This window comes from Hypericibacter sp. (genome assembly GCF_050729195.1).
Classification (GTDB): Bacteria; Pseudomonadota; Alphaproteobacteria; order Dongiales; family Dongiaceae; genus Hypericibacter.
In genome coordinates, this window is record NZ_JBOHKS010000065.1 from 25,144 (window position 1) to 41,124 (window position 15,981).

The 15,981-nt window shown below is 68.1% G+C and carries 12 protein-coding genes; 8 read left to right on the plus strand and 4 right to left on the minus strand.

The features are described 5' to 3' along the window. Positions 1–4: 4 nt before the first annotated feature. Complete coding sequence (locus tag ACREE8_RS05420) at positions 5–1,522, minus strand: PLP-dependent aminotransferase family protein (protein ID WP_431571960.1); 1,518 nt, start codon at positions 1,520–1,522, stop codon at positions 5–7. A 125-nt stretch (positions 1,523–1,647) separates the two neighbouring features. Between ACREE8_RS05420 and ACREE8_RS05425 the strand changes: the two genes are divergently transcribed. Beyond that, a complete protein-coding gene (locus ACREE8_RS05425; protein WP_431571961.1) occupies positions 1,648–2,400 on the plus strand; it encodes a pyridoxamine 5'-phosphate oxidase family protein in 753 nt (250 codons plus the stop codon). A gap of 266 nt (positions 2,401–2,666) precedes the next feature. On the opposite strand, the gene ACREE8_RS05430 is transcribed toward ACREE8_RS05425, so the two are convergent. After that, complete coding sequence (locus ACREE8_RS05430) at positions 2,667–3,257, minus strand: hypothetical protein (protein ID WP_431571962.1); 591 nt, start codon at positions 3,255–3,257, stop codon at positions 2,667–2,669. A gap of 99 nt (positions 3,258–3,356) precedes the next feature. Beyond that, positions 3,357–3,530: a succinate dehydrogenase assembly factor 4 gene (locus ACREE8_RS05435; RefSeq protein ID WP_431571963.1), complete on the minus strand. Its 174-nt coding sequence runs from the start codon at positions 3,528–3,530 to the stop codon at positions 3,357–3,359. Positions 3,531–3,691: 161 nt separating this feature from the next. Here ACREE8_RS05435 and htpX point away from each other — a divergent pair, with 161 nt between their 5' ends. The 5 genes from htpX (at position 3,692) to ACREE8_RS05460 (ending at position 11,012) form a co-directional block, all read left to right on the plus strand. After that, positions 3,692–4,690 (plus strand): zinc metalloprotease HtpX, encoded by a 999-nt coding sequence (htpX, locus tag ACREE8_RS05440; RefSeq protein WP_431571964.1) that lies wholly within the window; start codon positions 3,692–3,694, stop codon positions 4,688–4,690. Between the two features lie 79 nt (positions 4,691–4,769). Continuing rightward, a complete protein-coding gene (locus ACREE8_RS05445) occupies positions 4,770–6,161 on the plus strand; it encodes an RsmB/NOP family class I SAM-dependent RNA methyltransferase (RefSeq protein ID WP_431571965.1) in 1,392 nt (463 codons plus the stop codon). Between the two features lie 112 nt (positions 6,162–6,273). Beyond that, complete coding sequence (rpe, locus tag ACREE8_RS05450; RefSeq protein WP_431571966.1) at positions 6,274–6,954, plus strand: ribulose-phosphate 3-epimerase; 681 nt, start codon at positions 6,274–6,276, stop codon at positions 6,952–6,954. Positions 6,955–7,068: 114 nt separating this feature from the next. After that, on the plus strand, positions 7,069–8,739 hold the full coding sequence (locus ACREE8_RS05455; protein ID WP_431571967.1) for a heparinase II/III family protein: 1,671 nt from the start codon (positions 7,069–7,071) through the stop codon (positions 8,737–8,739). A 242-nt stretch (positions 8,740–8,981) separates the two neighbouring features. Then, complete coding sequence (locus ACREE8_RS05460) at positions 8,982–11,012, plus strand: HAMP domain-containing methyl-accepting chemotaxis protein (RefSeq protein ID WP_431571968.1); 2,031 nt, start codon at positions 8,982–8,984, stop codon at positions 11,010–11,012. A 180-nt stretch (positions 11,013–11,192) separates the two neighbouring features. Here the strand turns inward: ACREE8_RS05460 and ACREE8_RS05465 are convergent, their stop codons facing one another. Further along, positions 11,193–12,599 (minus strand): nucleotide sugar dehydrogenase, encoded by a 1,407-nt coding sequence (locus tag ACREE8_RS05465; RefSeq protein ID WP_431571969.1) that lies wholly within the window; start codon positions 12,597–12,599, stop codon positions 11,193–11,195. 139 nt (positions 12,600–12,738) lie between these two features. Here ACREE8_RS05465 and ACREE8_RS05470 point away from each other — a divergent pair, with 139 nt between their 5' ends. Together ACREE8_RS05470 and ACREE8_RS05475 are read left to right on the plus strand one after the other, a co-directional pair. Next, positions 12,739–13,758 (plus strand): MraY family glycosyltransferase, encoded by a 1,020-nt coding sequence (locus ACREE8_RS05470; protein WP_431571970.1) that lies wholly within the window; start codon positions 12,739–12,741, stop codon positions 13,756–13,758. A gap of 103 nt (positions 13,759–13,861) precedes the next feature. Then, positions 13,862–15,796: a polysaccharide biosynthesis protein gene (locus ACREE8_RS05475; RefSeq protein WP_431571971.1), complete on the plus strand. Its 1,935-nt coding sequence runs from the start codon at positions 13,862–13,864 to the stop codon at positions 15,794–15,796. The last annotated feature ends 185 nt before the right edge of the window (positions 15,797–15,981 follow it).

Here is a 15,981-nt window from a genome sequence, read left to right on the forward strand (position 1 = left end):
GGCCTCAGGCGCGCAGCCCGGCCGCCAGCCTGATCACCGCGGGCTCGATCGCGTCTTCCGGCACGCCGGCATAGCCCATCAGCAATCCCTGGCGGCGGGGGTTGGTCATGTGGAAAGCCGAGAGCGGCGCCACGGTGATGCCTTGCGCCGCGGCGCGCGCGGTGGCGGCGCGGTCGTCCATGCGCGCGGCGAGCCCCGGCGCCAATCCTGCGAGCAGATGCATGCCGGCCGAGGCCGGCGCCAGATCGAGCAGGCCCTGCAGATGACGCTCGGCGGCGCTCAACAACGCCGCCTGGCGCGCCGCATAGAGCTTGCGGGTGCGCCGGATATGGGCCGCGAAATGTCCTTCGGCGATGAAGGCGGCGAGCGCCGGCTGGGCCGTCATGGCCGCGTGATCGTCGAGCGTCGAGCGTGCCGCCGTGAAGCTCTCGACCAGCGCCGGGGGCGCCACCAGATAGCCCAGCCGCAGCGACGAGAAGAGCACTTTCGAGAAGCTGCCGACATAGATGACGCGGCCATCCTCGTCGAGGCCCTGGAGCGCCGCGAGCGGCCGGCCCGCATAGCGGAACTCGCTGTCGTAATCGTCCTCGATGATCCAGGCACCCGCACGACGCGCCCAGGCCAGCAGCTCGAGCCGCCGGCCCAGCGTCATCACCGTGCCCAGCGGATATTGATGCGAGGGCGCCACGCAGACGAGCCGGGCGCCCGGCGCCTTCCTGGCACCCGTCTTCACGGAGAGGCCCTCGTCATCGATCGGCACCGGCACGAGCCGGGCGCCCGCCGCGCGCAGCACCTCGCGCACGCCGGCATAGCCGGGCTCCTCGATCCAGACAGGATCGCCAGCATCGAGCAGCAGCCGCACCGCGAGATCGACCGCCTGGCGAATGCCGGAGAGGACGATGACCTGCTCGGGCTCGCAGCGCACCGCGCGCACGCGGCGCAGATAATCGGCGATGGCGGCGCGCAAGGGGAGATGACCCGCGGCGTCGCGACCCGATGCCATGGCGAGGGTTGGTCGGCGCCAGCTCTTCGCCAGCAGCCGCGACCAGAGCTCGAAAGGAAAGACGTCGAGATCGGGGATGGCGGGTGCGAAGGCGCCGTCGCCGCGCGTGGCCCGCGCCGAGGTCGCGGCCGAGAGCGCCGTGCCGCGCATGGAAAGCCGCGCGCTGCCGACAGGCGCCGCTGTCTTGGCACCCGAAGAGACACGCCGCGACGCGGCGACGCGTGACGCCGTCAGGGGTAGCGGATCGGGCAACATCGCCGCGACCCGGCTGCCCGAGCCCTGCCGGGCCTCGAGATAGCCCTCGCTCGCCAATTGCTCGAACGCCGTGAGGATGGTGTTGCGCGAGAGGCCCAGCTCGAGCGCGAGCGCGCGGCTCGAGGGCAATCGGCCATGCGGCGGCAGACGCCCGGCCAGGATCGCCTTGCGCAAGCCTTCATAGAGCTGGCGGTGAAGCGGCGTCGGCGCGCCCTCGTCGATGTCGAGATCGAGCAAGGGCATGCGGTCGGCGCGGCGCGGCATGATCCGTTCCTCTTCGGCCCTAAGTGGTACCATAAGATATACGAAACCGGACCTTTTGAAGAGACCAGTTAGGGCGCATGAAAAGGCTTAGGATCGATGGAACTCAGCCTCAGGAGAAGTGAGCGATGACCAGCCCCGGCAGCTATGGCAGGAAGACCTCGGAACCGCCCGAGGGCAGCTTCGAGCCGACCGAAGTTTCGCGCGTGAAGCGGCTGCACAAGCGCGGCCATTACGACCGCGAGACGGTCTTCAAGGTGCTCGATGCCGGGCTCATCGCCCATATCGGCTATGTGATCGACGGCCAGCCTTTCGTGACGCCCACCGCCTATTGGCGCGAGGGCGACATGCTCTATTGGCACGGCTCGGCCGCGAGCCGGATGCTCGAGCATGTGGGCGAAGGCATTCCCTGCTCGGTGACAGTGACGCATCTCGACGGGCTGGTGCTGGCCCGCTCGGGCTTCCATCACTCGATCAATTACCGCTCGGTGATGGCCTTCGGCCGCGCTTTCTTCGTCGAGGATCCCGCCGGCAAGATGGCGGCCTTCGAGGCCTTCGTCGAACGCATCTTCCCCGGCCGCTGGGTCGAGCTGCGGCCGGCGACGAAACAGGAGGTCAAAGGCACCACAGTCATCGGCATGAAGATCGAGGAAGCCTCGGCCAAGATCCGCACCGGCGGCCCGGTCGATGACGACGAGGATTACGCGCTGCCGATCTGGGCGGGCGTGCTGCCGATCCGCACCGTGGTCGGCGCAGCCGTGCCGGACGAGAAGATGACGCCGGGAATCCACCAGCCGGCGCATCTCTCGATCTTCCAGCCGGAAACGGAGTTCGACGCGCTGATGACGCGGACAGCGGCGCTGCCGAAAGCGGCGGAGTGAATCGCTGATCCCGCTTTCCTCCCTCTCACGGAGTGAGGGGGAGGGTTGCGCAGGCTTAGCCTGCGGGCGAAAGCCCGCTGTTTCGTTTGATTGCCGATGAAGCCGGCGCGCGGAGCGGAGACTTAGCGGGAGCTGGGAGAGGGTGCGTGCGCAAGAAGAGGCCACCTCTCCCAGCTTCGGCTAAGGCTCGACCCTCGGTCTCACCTAAGCCTGCGCAACCCTCTCCTCCCGCTCCGCGGGCGGACAGGAAAGAAATCGACCCTTCCTCACTTATATCGCTTGAAGCAATCCTCGACGGCGCCAATCGCGGCACCCGTGCCGTGGAGCGTGTAGAAATGGTCATATTCCTCGAGGACCAGCTTCTCGCCCTTGCGCAGCGCGTTGACGGCCTTGCGGTCGTCGCCGAAATCGAGCTCGAGCTCGTCGGTCTCGTAGGAGAAGGCCGTGACCTTCCCCTTATAGAGCTTGTCGATGCTCACCAGGACTTCGAGATCGGCGTATTCCTCGAGCTTCAAGGTGTTGGGATCGGTGATCAGCAGATAGAAGCCGTACCTGTCCCAGCCGACCAGCAGCGAGGTGTTGCTGCCATAGTCGTCATAGAGCTCGCAATAAACCTCGCCGCTGGAATTGCGATAGGCGCCGCCGTCCCAGCCCTGCACCGATATCGGCTCGAACGGGCCGTTGGTGGGGGTGCTGCCGGTGCCCCCGCCTGACGAGCCGCTGCCGGACGAGGTGCCGGAGTCACCGGTTCCCGACGACGAGCTGCCCTGCCCGCCTTTTCCATCCGCATAGACGACGCCCGTGCCGCACAGCGCGACGACGACCGCGATGAGAATCGCGGCGACCTGAACCCGCATGACCCACCCCCTTCGCCAAACCCCCGCTCAATTATGGAACGGGAACGGGTCGGTTTGTCCATCGGAGAAAGGAGTTTTGTCCTGGCGGCTGGCCGGGGTTCAGAAGTCGCTGCAGCGGCCGCCGACTTCCCAGTCGCCATAGCGGGTGGGCTCGGGGCCCTTGGGGCCGCCGATCTCGCGGGTTTTGGGCGCCGCCGGCTTGGGTTTCTCGGCCGCCGGCATGGGCCCGACGGCAGGCTCGCCCGGAGCCTGGGTGGAGGACGTTTGGGTCATGGCCTCAAACCTAAGCAGCCAGGCCCGAAGCGGCAAGATCGGCCGCCATCGTCCGGGCCAGATGCTTGAATCGCGGGACATAATCCATAGTTGAAGAAGGGTCGGAAGGCTGGCAACCGCCAGCTTTGGCCGACACCCGAAACCGGAGTGACACCCAGCCTATGCCCTACTTCCGCACCGCCTTGCTTCTCGCCGTCATGACCGCGCTGTTCGTGGCCGTGGGCTGGGTGATCGGCGGCGCCCAGGGCATGGCGGTCGCCTTCCTCCTCGCGCTGGGCATGAATCTGTTCGCGCTCTGGAACAGCGACCGCATGGTGTTGAGCCTCTATCGCGCGCGCGAGGTCGATGAGCAGTCGGCGCCCGAATTCGTCGGCATCGTGCGCCAGCTGGCGGAGCGCGCCGGCCTGCCGATGCCGCGCACTTACATCGTCGAGAATGCGCAGCCCAACGCCTTCGCGACCGGCCGCAGCCCGAGCAAGGCCGCGGTCTGCGCCACCACCGGCCTGTTGCAGCTGCTCGACCGGCGCGAGCTCGCGGGCGTCATCGCCCATGAGCTCTCCCATGTCGAGCATCGCGACACCCTGATCATGACCGTGACCGCAACGCTCGCGGGCGCCATCGGCATGCTCGCCAACTTCGCCTTTTTCATGGGCCGCGGCCGCGACAATCCGCTGGGCATGCTGGGCACGATCGTGGTGATGGTCGTGGCGCCCCTGGCCGCCACGCTGGTCCAGCTCGGCATCAGCCGTTCGCGCGAATATGAGGCCGACCGGCGCGGCGCCGAGATCTGCGGCCAGCCGCTCTGGCTCGCGAGCGCCTTGGGCAAGCTGGGCATGGCGAGCGGGCGCATTCCCAATCCGGAAGCCGAAGCCCATCCGGCGACGGCGCCACTTTTCATCGTCAACCCGCTGCATATGAAGGCGGTGGACAATCTGTTCGCCACCCATCCGAGCCTGGAGAACCGCATCGCGCGCCTCCAGGAGATGGCGCAGCGCATGGGCAGCGGCGCAGCAGACATTGCTCCCTCGCTGCGCAACCCCGCCGGCCCCTGGTCTGCGCCCGCGGCGGCGACTGCCCCTGACGAGCCCCGCCGGAGCGGCCGCGGTTCCGTGCCCTCGGCCGGCTCGGTGCCGCCGGGCTCACGCGGGCCCTGGGGGTGAGCGCCCGGCCGATTTGTCGCGGGCGCTTTCGGCATTGCAGGGCTGACGTTCCGGTCAGCTTTGGGCATTCTAAAGGTTAATGCCCATACGCCCCCAATTCGCCAAGGACAGGCCGGCCGCAAAACCGCGGGCGGCCGCCGCGCGCGGCAGCGCCGCCCAGGTCCGGGCGCCGAACGTCTCCGCCCGGCGCGTGGCGCTCGATCTGCTCTACTCGGTCCTGCGCCGCCACCACCCCTTCGACGAAACCCTCGCCACTCATTCGACCTGGCCCGGCCTTTCCCCCCGCGATCGCGCCTTCGCCCGGCTGCTGGTGGCGACGACGCTCCGCCGCCTCGGCCAGATCGATGCGGTCCTGGCGCAATGTCTCGACAAGCCGCTGACGCCCAAGGCCGGCGCGGCCGAGGGCGCCCTGCGGCTCGGCGTCTGCCAGCTGCTGTTCCTGGAGACTCCGGCCCATGCGGCCGTGACCGAGACCATCGATGCCCTGCCGCGGACCGCGGCCGCCTATCGCGGCCTGGTCAATGCGGTGCTGCGCCGGGTGGCGCAGGAAGGACCCGTCCTCCTCAAGGACGCGCCCGAGATTCCGACCAACCTGCCGGACTGGCTCTGGCAGGGCTGGAACGGGGCCTATGGCGAGGAGACCGCGCGGGCCGTCGCCGCCCAGCATCTGCGCGAACCGCCGCTGGACCTGACCGTGAAGGACCCGGCCGAGCAGTCGCTCTGGGCCGAGCGGCTGGGCGCCCTGCTCCTGCCGAGTGGCAGTCTGCGATTGCAGGACGCCGGCGCCGTCGAGAATCTGCCGGGCTTCGCCGAGGGTGCCTGGTGGGTCCAGGACGCGGCGGCGGCCCTGCCGGCCCGCCTCCTGCGCGGCATCGCCGGCATGAAGGTGCTCGATCTCTGCGCCGCTCCCGGCGGCAAGACCCTGCAGCTGGCGGCGGCTGGCGCGCAGGTGACGGCCGTCGACCGTTCCGCCGACCGGCTCGCCCGCGTCACACAGAACCTGGCGCGCACCGGGCTGACGGCGACCTGCATCGCGGCCGATGCCTTCAATTGGCGCCCGCCCGAGCCGGTCGATGCCGTGCTGCTCGACGCACCCTGCTCCGCCACCGGCACGATCCGTCGCCATCCCGATCTGCCCTGGATCAAGCGGCCGGCCGAGATGGCCGAGCTGCCCCTGCTGCAGCGCCGCCTGTTGAACGCGGCGATCCAGATGACGCGTCAGGGCGGGGTTATCGTCTATGCGGTCTGCTCGCTCGAGCCCGCCGAGGGCGAAGATCTGATCGCCCAGGCGATCGAGGATGCGGCCCCGATCGAGCGGATCCGAATCGGCGAAGGGGCCGACGAGCTGGCCGAGCTCGGCGCGCCGCCCGAATCGATCACGCGGGGCGGGGCGTTGCGCACCCTGCCCTGCCATTGGTCGGATCGGGGCGGCATGGACGGATTCTATGCGGTGCGGTTGCGGCGGCGCTGAGCGAAAGCGCGCGGCCCGATCGTAGTCGCCTCCCTCTTCTCGAAGACTCCGGTCGCGCGGCCTTCCCAAGGCCGTCTGCGCCTGCTAGTTGAGAATGGTCTCAGAGGGTCCCATGCGCCAGCCCACACGCATCGCTCCATCCATCCTGTCTGCGGATTTCGCCCGACTCGGCGAGGAAGTGCGCGCGGTCGACGCGGCCGGCGCGGATTATATTCATGTCGATGTGATGGATGGGCATTTCGTGCCCAATCTCACCATCGGACCCCTCGTGGTGAAGGCGCTGCGGCCGCACAGCAAGAAGCCCTTCGACGTGCATCTGATGATCGCGCCGGTCGATCCCTTTATTCCCGAATTCGCTGCGGCCGGTGCGGACATCCTCACCGTCCATCCGGAATCGGGCCCGCATCTCCACCGCACCATCCAGCTCATCAAGTCGCTGGGCAAGCGCGCCGGCGTCGCGCTCAACCCCGCGACTTCGGTGGCGATGGTGGAGCCGGTGCTGGCCGATCTCGACCTGGTGCTGGTGATGTCGGTCAATCCCGGCTTCGGCGGCCAGCAATTCATCCGCAGCCAGCTCGAGAAGATCGCGACCTTGCGCCATATGATCGACGCGGTCGTGGCCTCCACGCCCGGCCGGAAGATCGACCTCGAGGTCGATGGCGGCATCAACGATCTGACCGCGGCGGATGTCATTCGTGCCGGCGCCGATGTGCTGGTGGCCGGGACCGCGACCTTCACCGGCGGTGCCGGCGCCTATGCCGAGAATATCCGCCGGCTGCGGCAAGCGGCCTGAGACCTCGGGGGACCCTCGATGGCCCCTGGAATCGATTCCCTTCGGCGTGCGTTCGTTTCCCGCCTCGGCGGCTCGCGTCCGGCGACACTGACATCGGTCTTGCGAGCCATGGCCATGCCCGAGGGCTGGCTCGCCGGGCGCTGGCGCTATGAGCTGCTGAGCCGGCTGCCGGCACCCAAGCCCCGCAACCCGAAGCCCGCGGCGTTGACGGCGGTCGGCCCCGGGATCTGGCCCGGCATGCCGGAGCGCGGAACGGCGATCCTGCGCGGCGAGATCGAGCTGCTCGGCCGCCGCCTGCCGCTGCTGCAGCCCTTCTGGACGCTCGAGCCCGACAGTGCGCGTCTCGTCGCCGAGCTCCATGGCTTCGCCTGGCTCGCCGATCTGCTCTCGGCCGGCAATGCCGGCATCGTGCTGGCGCGCCAGCTGATCGACCAATGGCTGCAGCTGCCGCAAAGCCGGAGCCGCTCCCTGCGCCATCCGGGGATCGCCGGCCGGCGGCTCGCCGCCTGGCTGCAATCGGGGGACCGGCTGCTGGTCGGCGGCGATTCCAGTTTCGATCAGCGCTTCCGCGAACGCATCGCCGAAGAAAGCGCCAGCCTGGCGCGATTGCTCCCCGGCGGCTTGTGCGGCTCAGCACTGATCGAGGCGCTCAAGGGCCTGCTGCTGGCAAGCCTGGCGCTGCCGGACGTGCAAAGCTGGGAACGGCAGGCCTTGCGTTCGCTCGAGGCCGAGCTGGTTCGCCAGATCCTGCCCGATGGCGGCCATGCCGAACGCAACCCGTCGCGCCAGCTGCGCGTCATCCGCGATCTGGCGGAAGTCGACACGGCGCTGATGCGCGCGGGCCGTTCCTCGTCATCCGCGATCGGTGCCGCGTTGCGCGCCTTGGCGCCCGTGCTCCGTCTGCTGCAGCATGGGGATGGCGGGCTCGCGCTCTTCAACGGCGCCAATGAGGAGACGGCGGGACTGATCGAGACGGTGCTGACGGCCGCGGGCGAGACGCCGCAGGCGATGACCAAGGCACCCCATGTCGGATTCCAGCGCCTCGCGGCCGGCCGCATGATCGCGCTGGTCGAGGCCGGACGCCCGGCGGCACCGGGCTTCGATCAGGGCGCTCATGCCGGGAGCTTCGCCATCGAGGTCAGCATCGGCGCCGAGCGGCTCATCACCGGCTGCGGCGCCCATCCCGCCGATCCCAACTGGGACGAGGCGCTGCGCGCGACCGCCGCGCATTCCACGCTCGCGGTAAGCGGGCAGGATTCGAGTCTGCTTTTGCCCGGCGACGGGCTTGCCAGCCGGCCGGGCTTCGTCAGCTGCAAACGCGAGGAGGAAGCCGGTGCCGTCTGGCTCGACCTGGCGCATGACGGTTATGCCAGCCGCTTCGGCATCCGCCATCGCCGGCGGCTCTATATCGCGGCCAATGGCGAGGAGCTGCGCGGCGAGGATCGCCTCAACGCGATCGGCGCGCCGGTCGCCGGACTTCCGGTCACGGTGCGATTCCATCTTCATCCCGAGGTGCAGGCGACGCTGGCGCAGAACGGCCATACCGTCCTGCTGCGCCTGGCGTCGGGCGCGGGCTGGCGGCTGCGGATCGACGGCGCCGCGGTCAGCCTCGCCGAAAGCGTCTATGCCGGCCGCCGCGGGCGGGTGCGCCGCAGCCAGCAGGTCCTGGTCGAGACCACGCATGAGGGAGAAGAAAGCTGGCTGCGCTGGGCGCTGACGCGCGAACTGCGCGCGCCGGAGCCGGTGGGTCACGCGGACGAAGACCCGCCGCCCGATCTGAAATAGGCCGTCGAGGTGGGGATTCTTTTCACCGAAAGGAGGAAGCACCCGCCATCCGGGTAAGGGATCGGTCAGAAACATCTCCCTTCGGCCGTGAACAAAAGGCGCCGGATTCGCCGAAAGAGAACATTGCGAATCTTTCACATTACAAATTTCGCCCGGTAATTCCTCGTTCAGTACATCGATCCTTTCATCGCCGCCTGAACTTTCATTTTGAAAGTCTCTTTCTCGGGGCAAGGTGGACGATCATGGCTCAAGCGGGTTCATTGCGATTTTCCAATCTGAAGATCGGCACCAGACTGGCGCTCGGCACCAGTGTCATTCTCGGGCTGCTGTCGATCGTGGGTGTTGTCAGCTTCGTGGCGCTGGGCAACGCCAACGGCAAGTTCGCCGAATATCAGTCCGCCGCGCATCAGACGGTGGCCGCCTGCGCGATCGAGACCGATCTCCTGCGCACCAATCTCGCGGTCACCAACTTCATCGGCAATGACGACGCCCAGGAGCTGGAGGCCGCGCGCAAGGCCAGCGACGAGACCTTGAAGGCGATCGAGACCTCGGTCGCGATCTTCAACGATACCGACACGGAACGTCAGAACATCGGCTCGATCGAATCCGACATGAAGGATTACATGCAGGATTTCGAGCAGGTCGTGAGCCTGAGCAAGCAGTCCGACGATCTGATGAACCGCCTCAACGATGCCGAGGGCAAGGTTGACGCCGACCTGACCAGCGTCATGAACGCAGCCGCGAGCGGCGGCGAAGCGGACGCCACCGACAAGGCCGCCGAGGCGATCAATCATCTCCTGGTCGCCCGGCTCGACGTCGCGAAATATCTCGCCAGCAACGATCCGGCCATCGCCAAATCGGCCAAGACCGAGCTCGAGGAAGTGACGAGCCGCGCCCAGGAGCTTCACGGCCTGCTGCATGACGTGAAGCTGCAAGCCGATGCCGACGAGGTCGCGGCCGGGGTCAAGGCCTTCGCCGACGCCTTCGATGCCGAGCAGGCCGATATCAACGCGCGCAACGACATCGTCAACGGCAAGCTCGAGAAGATCGCGCCCGATATGCGCCATCGCCTCGACGAGACCATCACCGAGAACCAGACGATCGAGGAGGAGCTCGGGCCCGAGACGACCGCCGAGATGAGCGACACACGCTGGACCGCGGTCATCCTCTCGATCTTCGCCGTCGTGATCGGGCTTCTGATCGCCTTCTTCACCAGCCGCGGCATCTCGCGCCCCGTGGTCGGCATGACCCGGGCGATGGAATCGCTCGCCGGCGGCAACAAGACCATCGAGATCCCCGGGCAGCAGCGCGGCGACGAGGTGGGGCTCATGGCCAAGACCGTGCAGGTCTTCAAGGAGAGCATGATCCGCGCCGACCAGCTCGCCGAAGAGCAGGAGGAGCTGAAGCGCAAGGCCGAAGCCGACAAGAAGGTGATGCTCAACAAGATGGCCGACGCGTTCGAAGCCTCGGTCAAGGGCGTGGTGCAGTCGGTATCCTCGGCGGCCACGCAGCTCCAGTCCTCGGCCCAGAGCATGAGCTCGACCGCCGAGGAGACCAATCGCCAGTCCTCCGCCGTCGCGGCCGCGTCCGAAGAAGCCTCGACCAATGTGCAGACGGTGGCTTCCGCCTCCGAGGAACTGTCGGCTTCGATCCGCGAGATCAGCCAGCAGATGGCGAATTCCTCGAAGATCACCCGCGAAGCGGTCGATAATGTCGAGCGGACCAACAACACGGTGAAGGGTCTCGCCGACGCGGCCGAGAAGATCGGCCAGGTGGTGGGGCTCATCAACGAGATCGCGAGCCAGACCAACCTGCTGGCGCTCAATGCCACGATCGAGGCGGCGCGCGCGGGCGAGGCGGGCAAGGGCTTCGCCGTGGTGGCGTCGGAGGTGAAGAGCCTCGCGACCCAGACGGCGAAGGCGACCGAGGACATCTCGGCGCAGATCTCCGCGATCCAGTCGGCGACCGGCGAATCGGTCAGCGCCATGGCCAGCATCGCCGAGGTGATCCAGCGCATCAACGCCGTGACCACGACCGTGGCCTCGGCCGTCGAGGAGCAGGGCGCGGCGACGCAGGAGATCTCGCGCAACGTCCAGCAGGCTTCCCAGGGCACGTCCGAGGTGTCGAACAACATCGTGGGCGTGACCCGCGCCGCCGGCGAAACCGGCAGCGCCGCCACCCAGGTGCTGGGCGCCGCCGAGGAGCTGGGCAAGCAGTCGGTCGAGCTGCAGAGCCAGGTCGACAGATTCATCGCGACCATCCGCGCTGCCTGATCCCTCCCGGATCGGACGACGCGACCAGGGGCGCCCTTTCGTTCCCCGTGAGGGCGCCCCTTACTTTTGCTGCAGCGATGAAGAGTTCAGAGCGACTGAAGAAAAATCTCGGCCCATCCCCTTGCGGGAGGGGGTAGGGGGAGGGGTGCAGCCGCGACGCGCATCGAGTGCCTGGTTCCGTTAAAGCTCCCACCGCCGCAACCCATCCGGCAACGCCCGTCCGCGCCACATCGCTTTGACATCGCAGACGAGGCCGCCGGGGCGGACCAGCGTGGCGAGCTCGGCGGCGCCCAGTGCCTTGTAGGCCTCGTGCGGAACGGCGCCGACCACACAATCAAATGGCGCCTCGCCCTTGGCCAGGCCCAGCTCCGTCCGCAGCGTCTCGCCATAGAGGAGCTTCGCCTCGGCCGGATCGGCGCGCGCGTCATGGACCTCGACCCGATGGCCGCGCGAGCGCAGGCCCTGGATCAGATCGACCACTTTCGAATTGCGCAGATCAGGCAGGTTCTCCTTGAAGGTGAGGCCCAGCACCAGCGTGCGCGGCAGCCCGTTGCCCTGGTCGCCTTGCGCGTAGCTGTCGACGATGCGCTCGGCGATATGGTCGCCCATGCCGTCATTGATGCGCCGCCCGGCGAGGATGACGTCGGCATGGTGGCCCAGCGCCTCGGCGCAATGGGCGAGATAGAAGGGATCGACGCCGATGCAATGGCCGCCGACGAGGCCGGGACGGAAATCGAGGAAGTTCCATTTGGTGCGCGCAGCCTCGAGCACGTCATAGACCGAGAGGCCGAGCCGGCCGAAGATCATCGTCACTTCGTTGATGAAGGCGATGTTGATGTCGCGCTGCGCGTTCTCGATCACCTTGGCGGCCTCGGCGGTGCGAATGTCGCGCGCGACGAAGATGCCGCCCGAGGTCACCTGGGCGTAGAGCCGCTCGAGACGCTGCGCGACCGCCGGCGTCTCGCCCGAGACCACCTTCATGATGCGATCGACGGTGCGGGTGCGATCGCCCGGATTGATGCGCTCGGGCGAATAGCCCATGAGGAATCCCTGGCCCGCCTCGCGACCCGAGACCCGCGCGATGATCGGCGCGCAGAAATCCTCGGTCACGCCGGGATAGACCGTGCTCTCGAACACCACGACCGGCAGTCCCTGCGGCAAGGGCTTCGAGGCCTTGAGCGCCGCGCCGACGATCTCGCAAGCGGTCTCGACCGCACTCAGATCGGGTTTGTTGCTCTCATCGACCGGCGTCGGCACGGTGACGATATAGATGTCCTTGTTCCGCAGCTCGGCGGGATCGGCGCTGTAATGGATCTTCGCTGCCCGCAGCGCGTCGCTCTCGACCTCGCCGGTGTGATCCCGGCCCTGGCGCAGCAGCTCGATGCGGCGCGGATTGATGTCGAAGCCGACGACCGAGCCCGCGCCGCCGGCCTGTTTTCGCTGGCCGCGATCGAGGGCCACCGCCAGCGGCAGGCCGACATAGCCGAGACCGATAATGGCCACGGCCTCGCCCGGCGAGGGCTCGCCGCTCCGGTTCGGCGCATGCGGCCGGGCACGGGGGCTCGTCGGCGAGGGATCGAGGCTCATGATATGGCGGCTCCCGGAATCAAAGCGGCCCCCTCTTTCCCTTAGGCCCTGGGGAAAGTCAATCGAGCGGGGACCCGCGCCGGGCAATAGCCACAACCGCTATCCGGTCGGGCCGCGCCCGGGCTATAAGGCGGCCAGCATGACCGTCACCACCATGGCCCTGCTCTTCGCCGGCAGTTTCCTCGCCAGCCTGCTTTTTTGCGGCTGGGCGCGGCTCTATCTGCTGCGCCGCCGGGTGCTGGACCGGCCGGTCGAACGCAGTGTCCATCTCGTGCCGACCCCGCGCGGTGCCGGTCTCGCGGTCGTGCCGATCCTCACCTTGCTCTGGCTGTTCCTGCCGGCCTTCGATCCCGGCGCCATGGCGCTCCCGCGGATGCTCGTGATCGGCACGATTCTCGTCTCGATCGTCTCCTGGATCGACGATCTCTTCGGTCTTCCGGCGCTCCCTCGATTGGGCGTGCAGGTCCTGGCCGTGGTCCTGGGGCTGGTGGCCCTGGCGCAATTGCCGCCGGTCTTCCAGGGCTGGCTGCCGCGGCCCTTGGATCTGGCGCTCAGCGGCCTGCTCTGGCTCTGGTTCGTCAATCTGTTCAATTTCATGGATGGCAGCGACACGGTCGCGGGCGGCCAGGCCCTTACCGTCGGACTCGGGCTCGCCGCCATCGCGATCGATCAGGGCTGGGTCACGGGGCTGACGGCGGCGCAGGGGCTGACGCTCGCCGGCGTCGCGCTTGGATTTCTCTTCTGGAACCGGCCGCCCGCGAAAATCTTCCTCGGCGATGTCGGCAGCATCCCGCTGGGCTATCTGATCGGCTGGCTGCTGCTCTGGGCCTCGAGCCAGGGCGCCTGGGCCGCGGCTCTCATTCTGCCGGCCTGGTTCTTCGCCGACACGACGATCACCTTGGTCAAGCGGGCCTGGCGGTGCGCGCCGCTGCTCGAAGCCCATGCCGAGCATTCGAATTCGGTGGCGATCAAGCTCGGCCACAGCCAGGCCCGGGTGGCCGGCCTCGCCCTCGTCGCCAATGGCGCGCTGGCCCTGCTGGCACTGGGCGCCGAGCGCGACCAGCAGGCCTTGGGGCTGCTCGGCGCCGCGGCCACGGTCTGGCTGCTGATGCGCAAGCTCAAGCATCCGCCCAAGCCGCCGCCGGTGCCGGTGGAATGAGGATCGCGCCCGCACCCCGCCCCGCAATAGGCCAGGGCGCCGTCCCCGCCCCGGCACCCGGTTTATGCTAAGACAGCATCATGGGAATGGGGCCGGACTGGGCATGGCGATAAGACTGCATCTGGGCGGACGCGCCGGTATCGCGCTGCTGCATGACACGATCATGGCCGCGATCTCCTTTCCGCTCGCGCTCTATCTGCGGCTGGGTGCCCAAGCCTTTCCCTGGCAGACCTCGGGCTATCTCTGGCTTGGCACCGCCATCTTCACCGTCGTCGCCGCGACCGTCTTCGTTGCCAGCGGATTCTATCGCGGCGTGTGGCGCTATGCCTCCCTGCGCGACATGATCGAGATCGGCCGCGCGGTCGCGATCATCATGCTGCTGTTCCTGCCCGCCCTCTTCCTGTTCAACCGGCTCGAAGGCCTGCCGCGCTCGACACTCGTCATCAATGCGTTCGTTCTGCTCTTCCTGCTGGGGGCGCCGCGTTTCGCCTATCGCATCTGGAAGGATGGCGGGCTCGATCACCTGCTCGAGCGCAGCCATGGCGGGCGCGCCAGCGTGCTGCTGATCGGCGCCGGCGACGCGGCGGAACTGTTCCTGCGCGACATGGCGCGCGGCACCACGGCGCCCTATCGCGTCGTGGGCCTGATCGATCCCTCGGGCCAGCGCGTCGGAAGGCGCATCCAGGGCGTGCCGGTCTCGGGCCCTCTCGAGGCGGCGGCAGCCGTGATCGATCGTCTCGTCGCGAAGGGCGATGCGCCGCAGCGGCTGATCGTGACGGATGACGGTCTCGACGGCGCCACCATCGCGCAGCTCCTTGATCTGGCCGAGAGCAAAGGCCTTACCCTGGCCCGGCTCCCGCGATTGACCGAGCTCAAGCCCGGCGCGCGCTCGGACCGCCTCGCGGTGCGTCCGATCGCGCTCGAGGATGTGCTGGGTCGTCCGCGCCATGTGCTGGACCGCACACCCGTCGAGCGCCTCGTCGCGGGCAGGCGCCTGCTGGTCACCGGCGCCGGCGGTTCCATCGGCGCCGAGCTCTGCCGCCAGATCGCGGCGCTGGCGCCGGCTCGCCTCACTTTGCTCGATCATTCGGAATCGCTGCTGCATGCGATCGCGACCGAGCTGGCCGCCAAGCATCCGAAGCTGGCCCTGGCGACCGAGCTCTGCGATCTGCGCGATCGCGGCCGGCTCGAGCGCGCTGTGGGATCCGCCCTGCCGGAGATCCTGTTCCATGCCGCGGCGCTCAAGCATGTGCCGGTCTGCGAACGGCATCCGGACGAAGCGGTGCTGACCAATGTCGTCGGCACGCGCCATCTGGCGGCGGCCGCGATCAAGTCGGGGGCCAGGGCCATGGTGGTGATCTCGACCGACAAGGCGGTGCAGCCGGAAAGCATCCTGGGTGCCACCAAGAAGCTGGCGGAGAGCTATTGCCAGGCGCTGGATCGCAGCGGCGGCCCGGGCGCCACGCGGTTCGTCGCGGTGCGCTTCGGCAATGTGCTGGGCTCCTCGGGCTCGGTCGTGCCGCTGTTCCAGGAACAGATTGCCGCGGGCGGGCCGGTCACCGTGACCGATGCCGCCATGACGCGTTTCTTCATGACCACCGAGGAAGCCGTCGAGCTGGTGCTGCAGGCCTCCGCGCCCGCGCTCGCGGGCGAGGCCCGCGGCAAGGTGCTGGTGCTGGAGATGGGCCGGCCGGTGCGGATCCTCGATCTGGCGCGCCAGATGATCCGGCTCTCGGGCCGCCAGCCCGACCGCGACATCGCCATCGCCTTCACCGGCCTCAGGCCCGGCGAGAAACTGACCGAGATGCTGTTCGCGCCGGACGAGAACCCCGCCCCGACCGCGGTCACGGGCGTATTGCAGGCCGAGCCCCGCGCCGCCTCGCTCCATGAGCTCGAGACCGGGATCGACCGGCTGGCCGCCGCCGCCCGAGAGGGACGGGCGGGGCTTCTGGTCGAGACCCTGACGGCGCTGGTGCCCGATTTCCGGCCGCAAGGGCCCTATGCGAGCCATCGGCTTCCGGGCCAGGCGGCGTCGTGATATGGCGCCCTGAGGGGCGAAGTGAGCAGCGGTAGACGGCTCAAATAACGAGGGAATGCGAAGCAGAAATGCCAGTCGTCGCGCTTGACGGCCTTGGACAAAACTCATTCACATGGCTACTATTTAATGTAGCAATTTTGTAAAACTCACAACTTTAAGGGGCTCCACAATGGCAATCGTAGTGT

Coding starts and splice junctions, on each gene's coding strand:
- ACREE8_RS05430 (WP_431571962.1), bottom strand. CDS start 3,257: ATGCGGGTTCAGGTCGCCGCGATTCTCATCGCGGTCGTCGTCGCGCTG.
- ACREE8_RS05470 (WP_431571970.1), top strand. CDS start 12,739: ATGACCGTCACCACCATGGCCCTGCTCTTCGCCGGCAGTTTCCTCGCC.
- htpX (WP_431571964.1), top strand. CDS start 3,692: ATGCCCTACTTCCGCACCGCCTTGCTTCTCGCCGTCATGACCGCGCTG.
- ACREE8_RS05445 (WP_431571965.1), top strand. CDS start 4,770: ATGCCCATACGCCCCCAATTCGCCAAGGACAGGCCGGCCGCAAAACCG.
- ACREE8_RS05435 (WP_431571963.1), bottom strand. CDS start 3,530: ATGACCCAAACGTCCTCCACCCAGGCTCCGGGCGAGCCTGCCGTCGGG.
- ACREE8_RS05475 (WP_431571971.1), top strand. CDS start 13,862: ATGGCGATAAGACTGCATCTGGGCGGACGCGCCGGTATCGCGCTGCTG.
- rpe (WP_431571966.1), top strand. CDS start 6,274: ATGCGCCAGCCCACACGCATCGCTCCATCCATCCTGTCTGCGGATTTC.
- ACREE8_RS05455 (WP_431571967.1), top strand. CDS start 7,069: ATGCCCGAGGGCTGGCTCGCCGGGCGCTGGCGCTATGAGCTGCTGAGC.
- ACREE8_RS05420 (WP_431571960.1), bottom strand. CDS start 1,522: ATGCCGCGCCGCGCCGACCGCATGCCCTTGCTCGATCTCGACATCGAC.
- ACREE8_RS05465 (WP_431571969.1), bottom strand. CDS start 12,599: ATGAGCCTCGATCCCTCGCCGACGAGCCCCCGTGCCCGGCCGCATGCG.
- ACREE8_RS05460 (WP_431571968.1), top strand. CDS start 8,982: ATGGCTCAAGCGGGTTCATTGCGATTTTCCAATCTGAAGATCGGCACC.
- ACREE8_RS05425 (WP_431571961.1), top strand. CDS start 1,648: ATGACCAGCCCCGGCAGCTATGGCAGGAAGACCTCGGAACCGCCCGAG.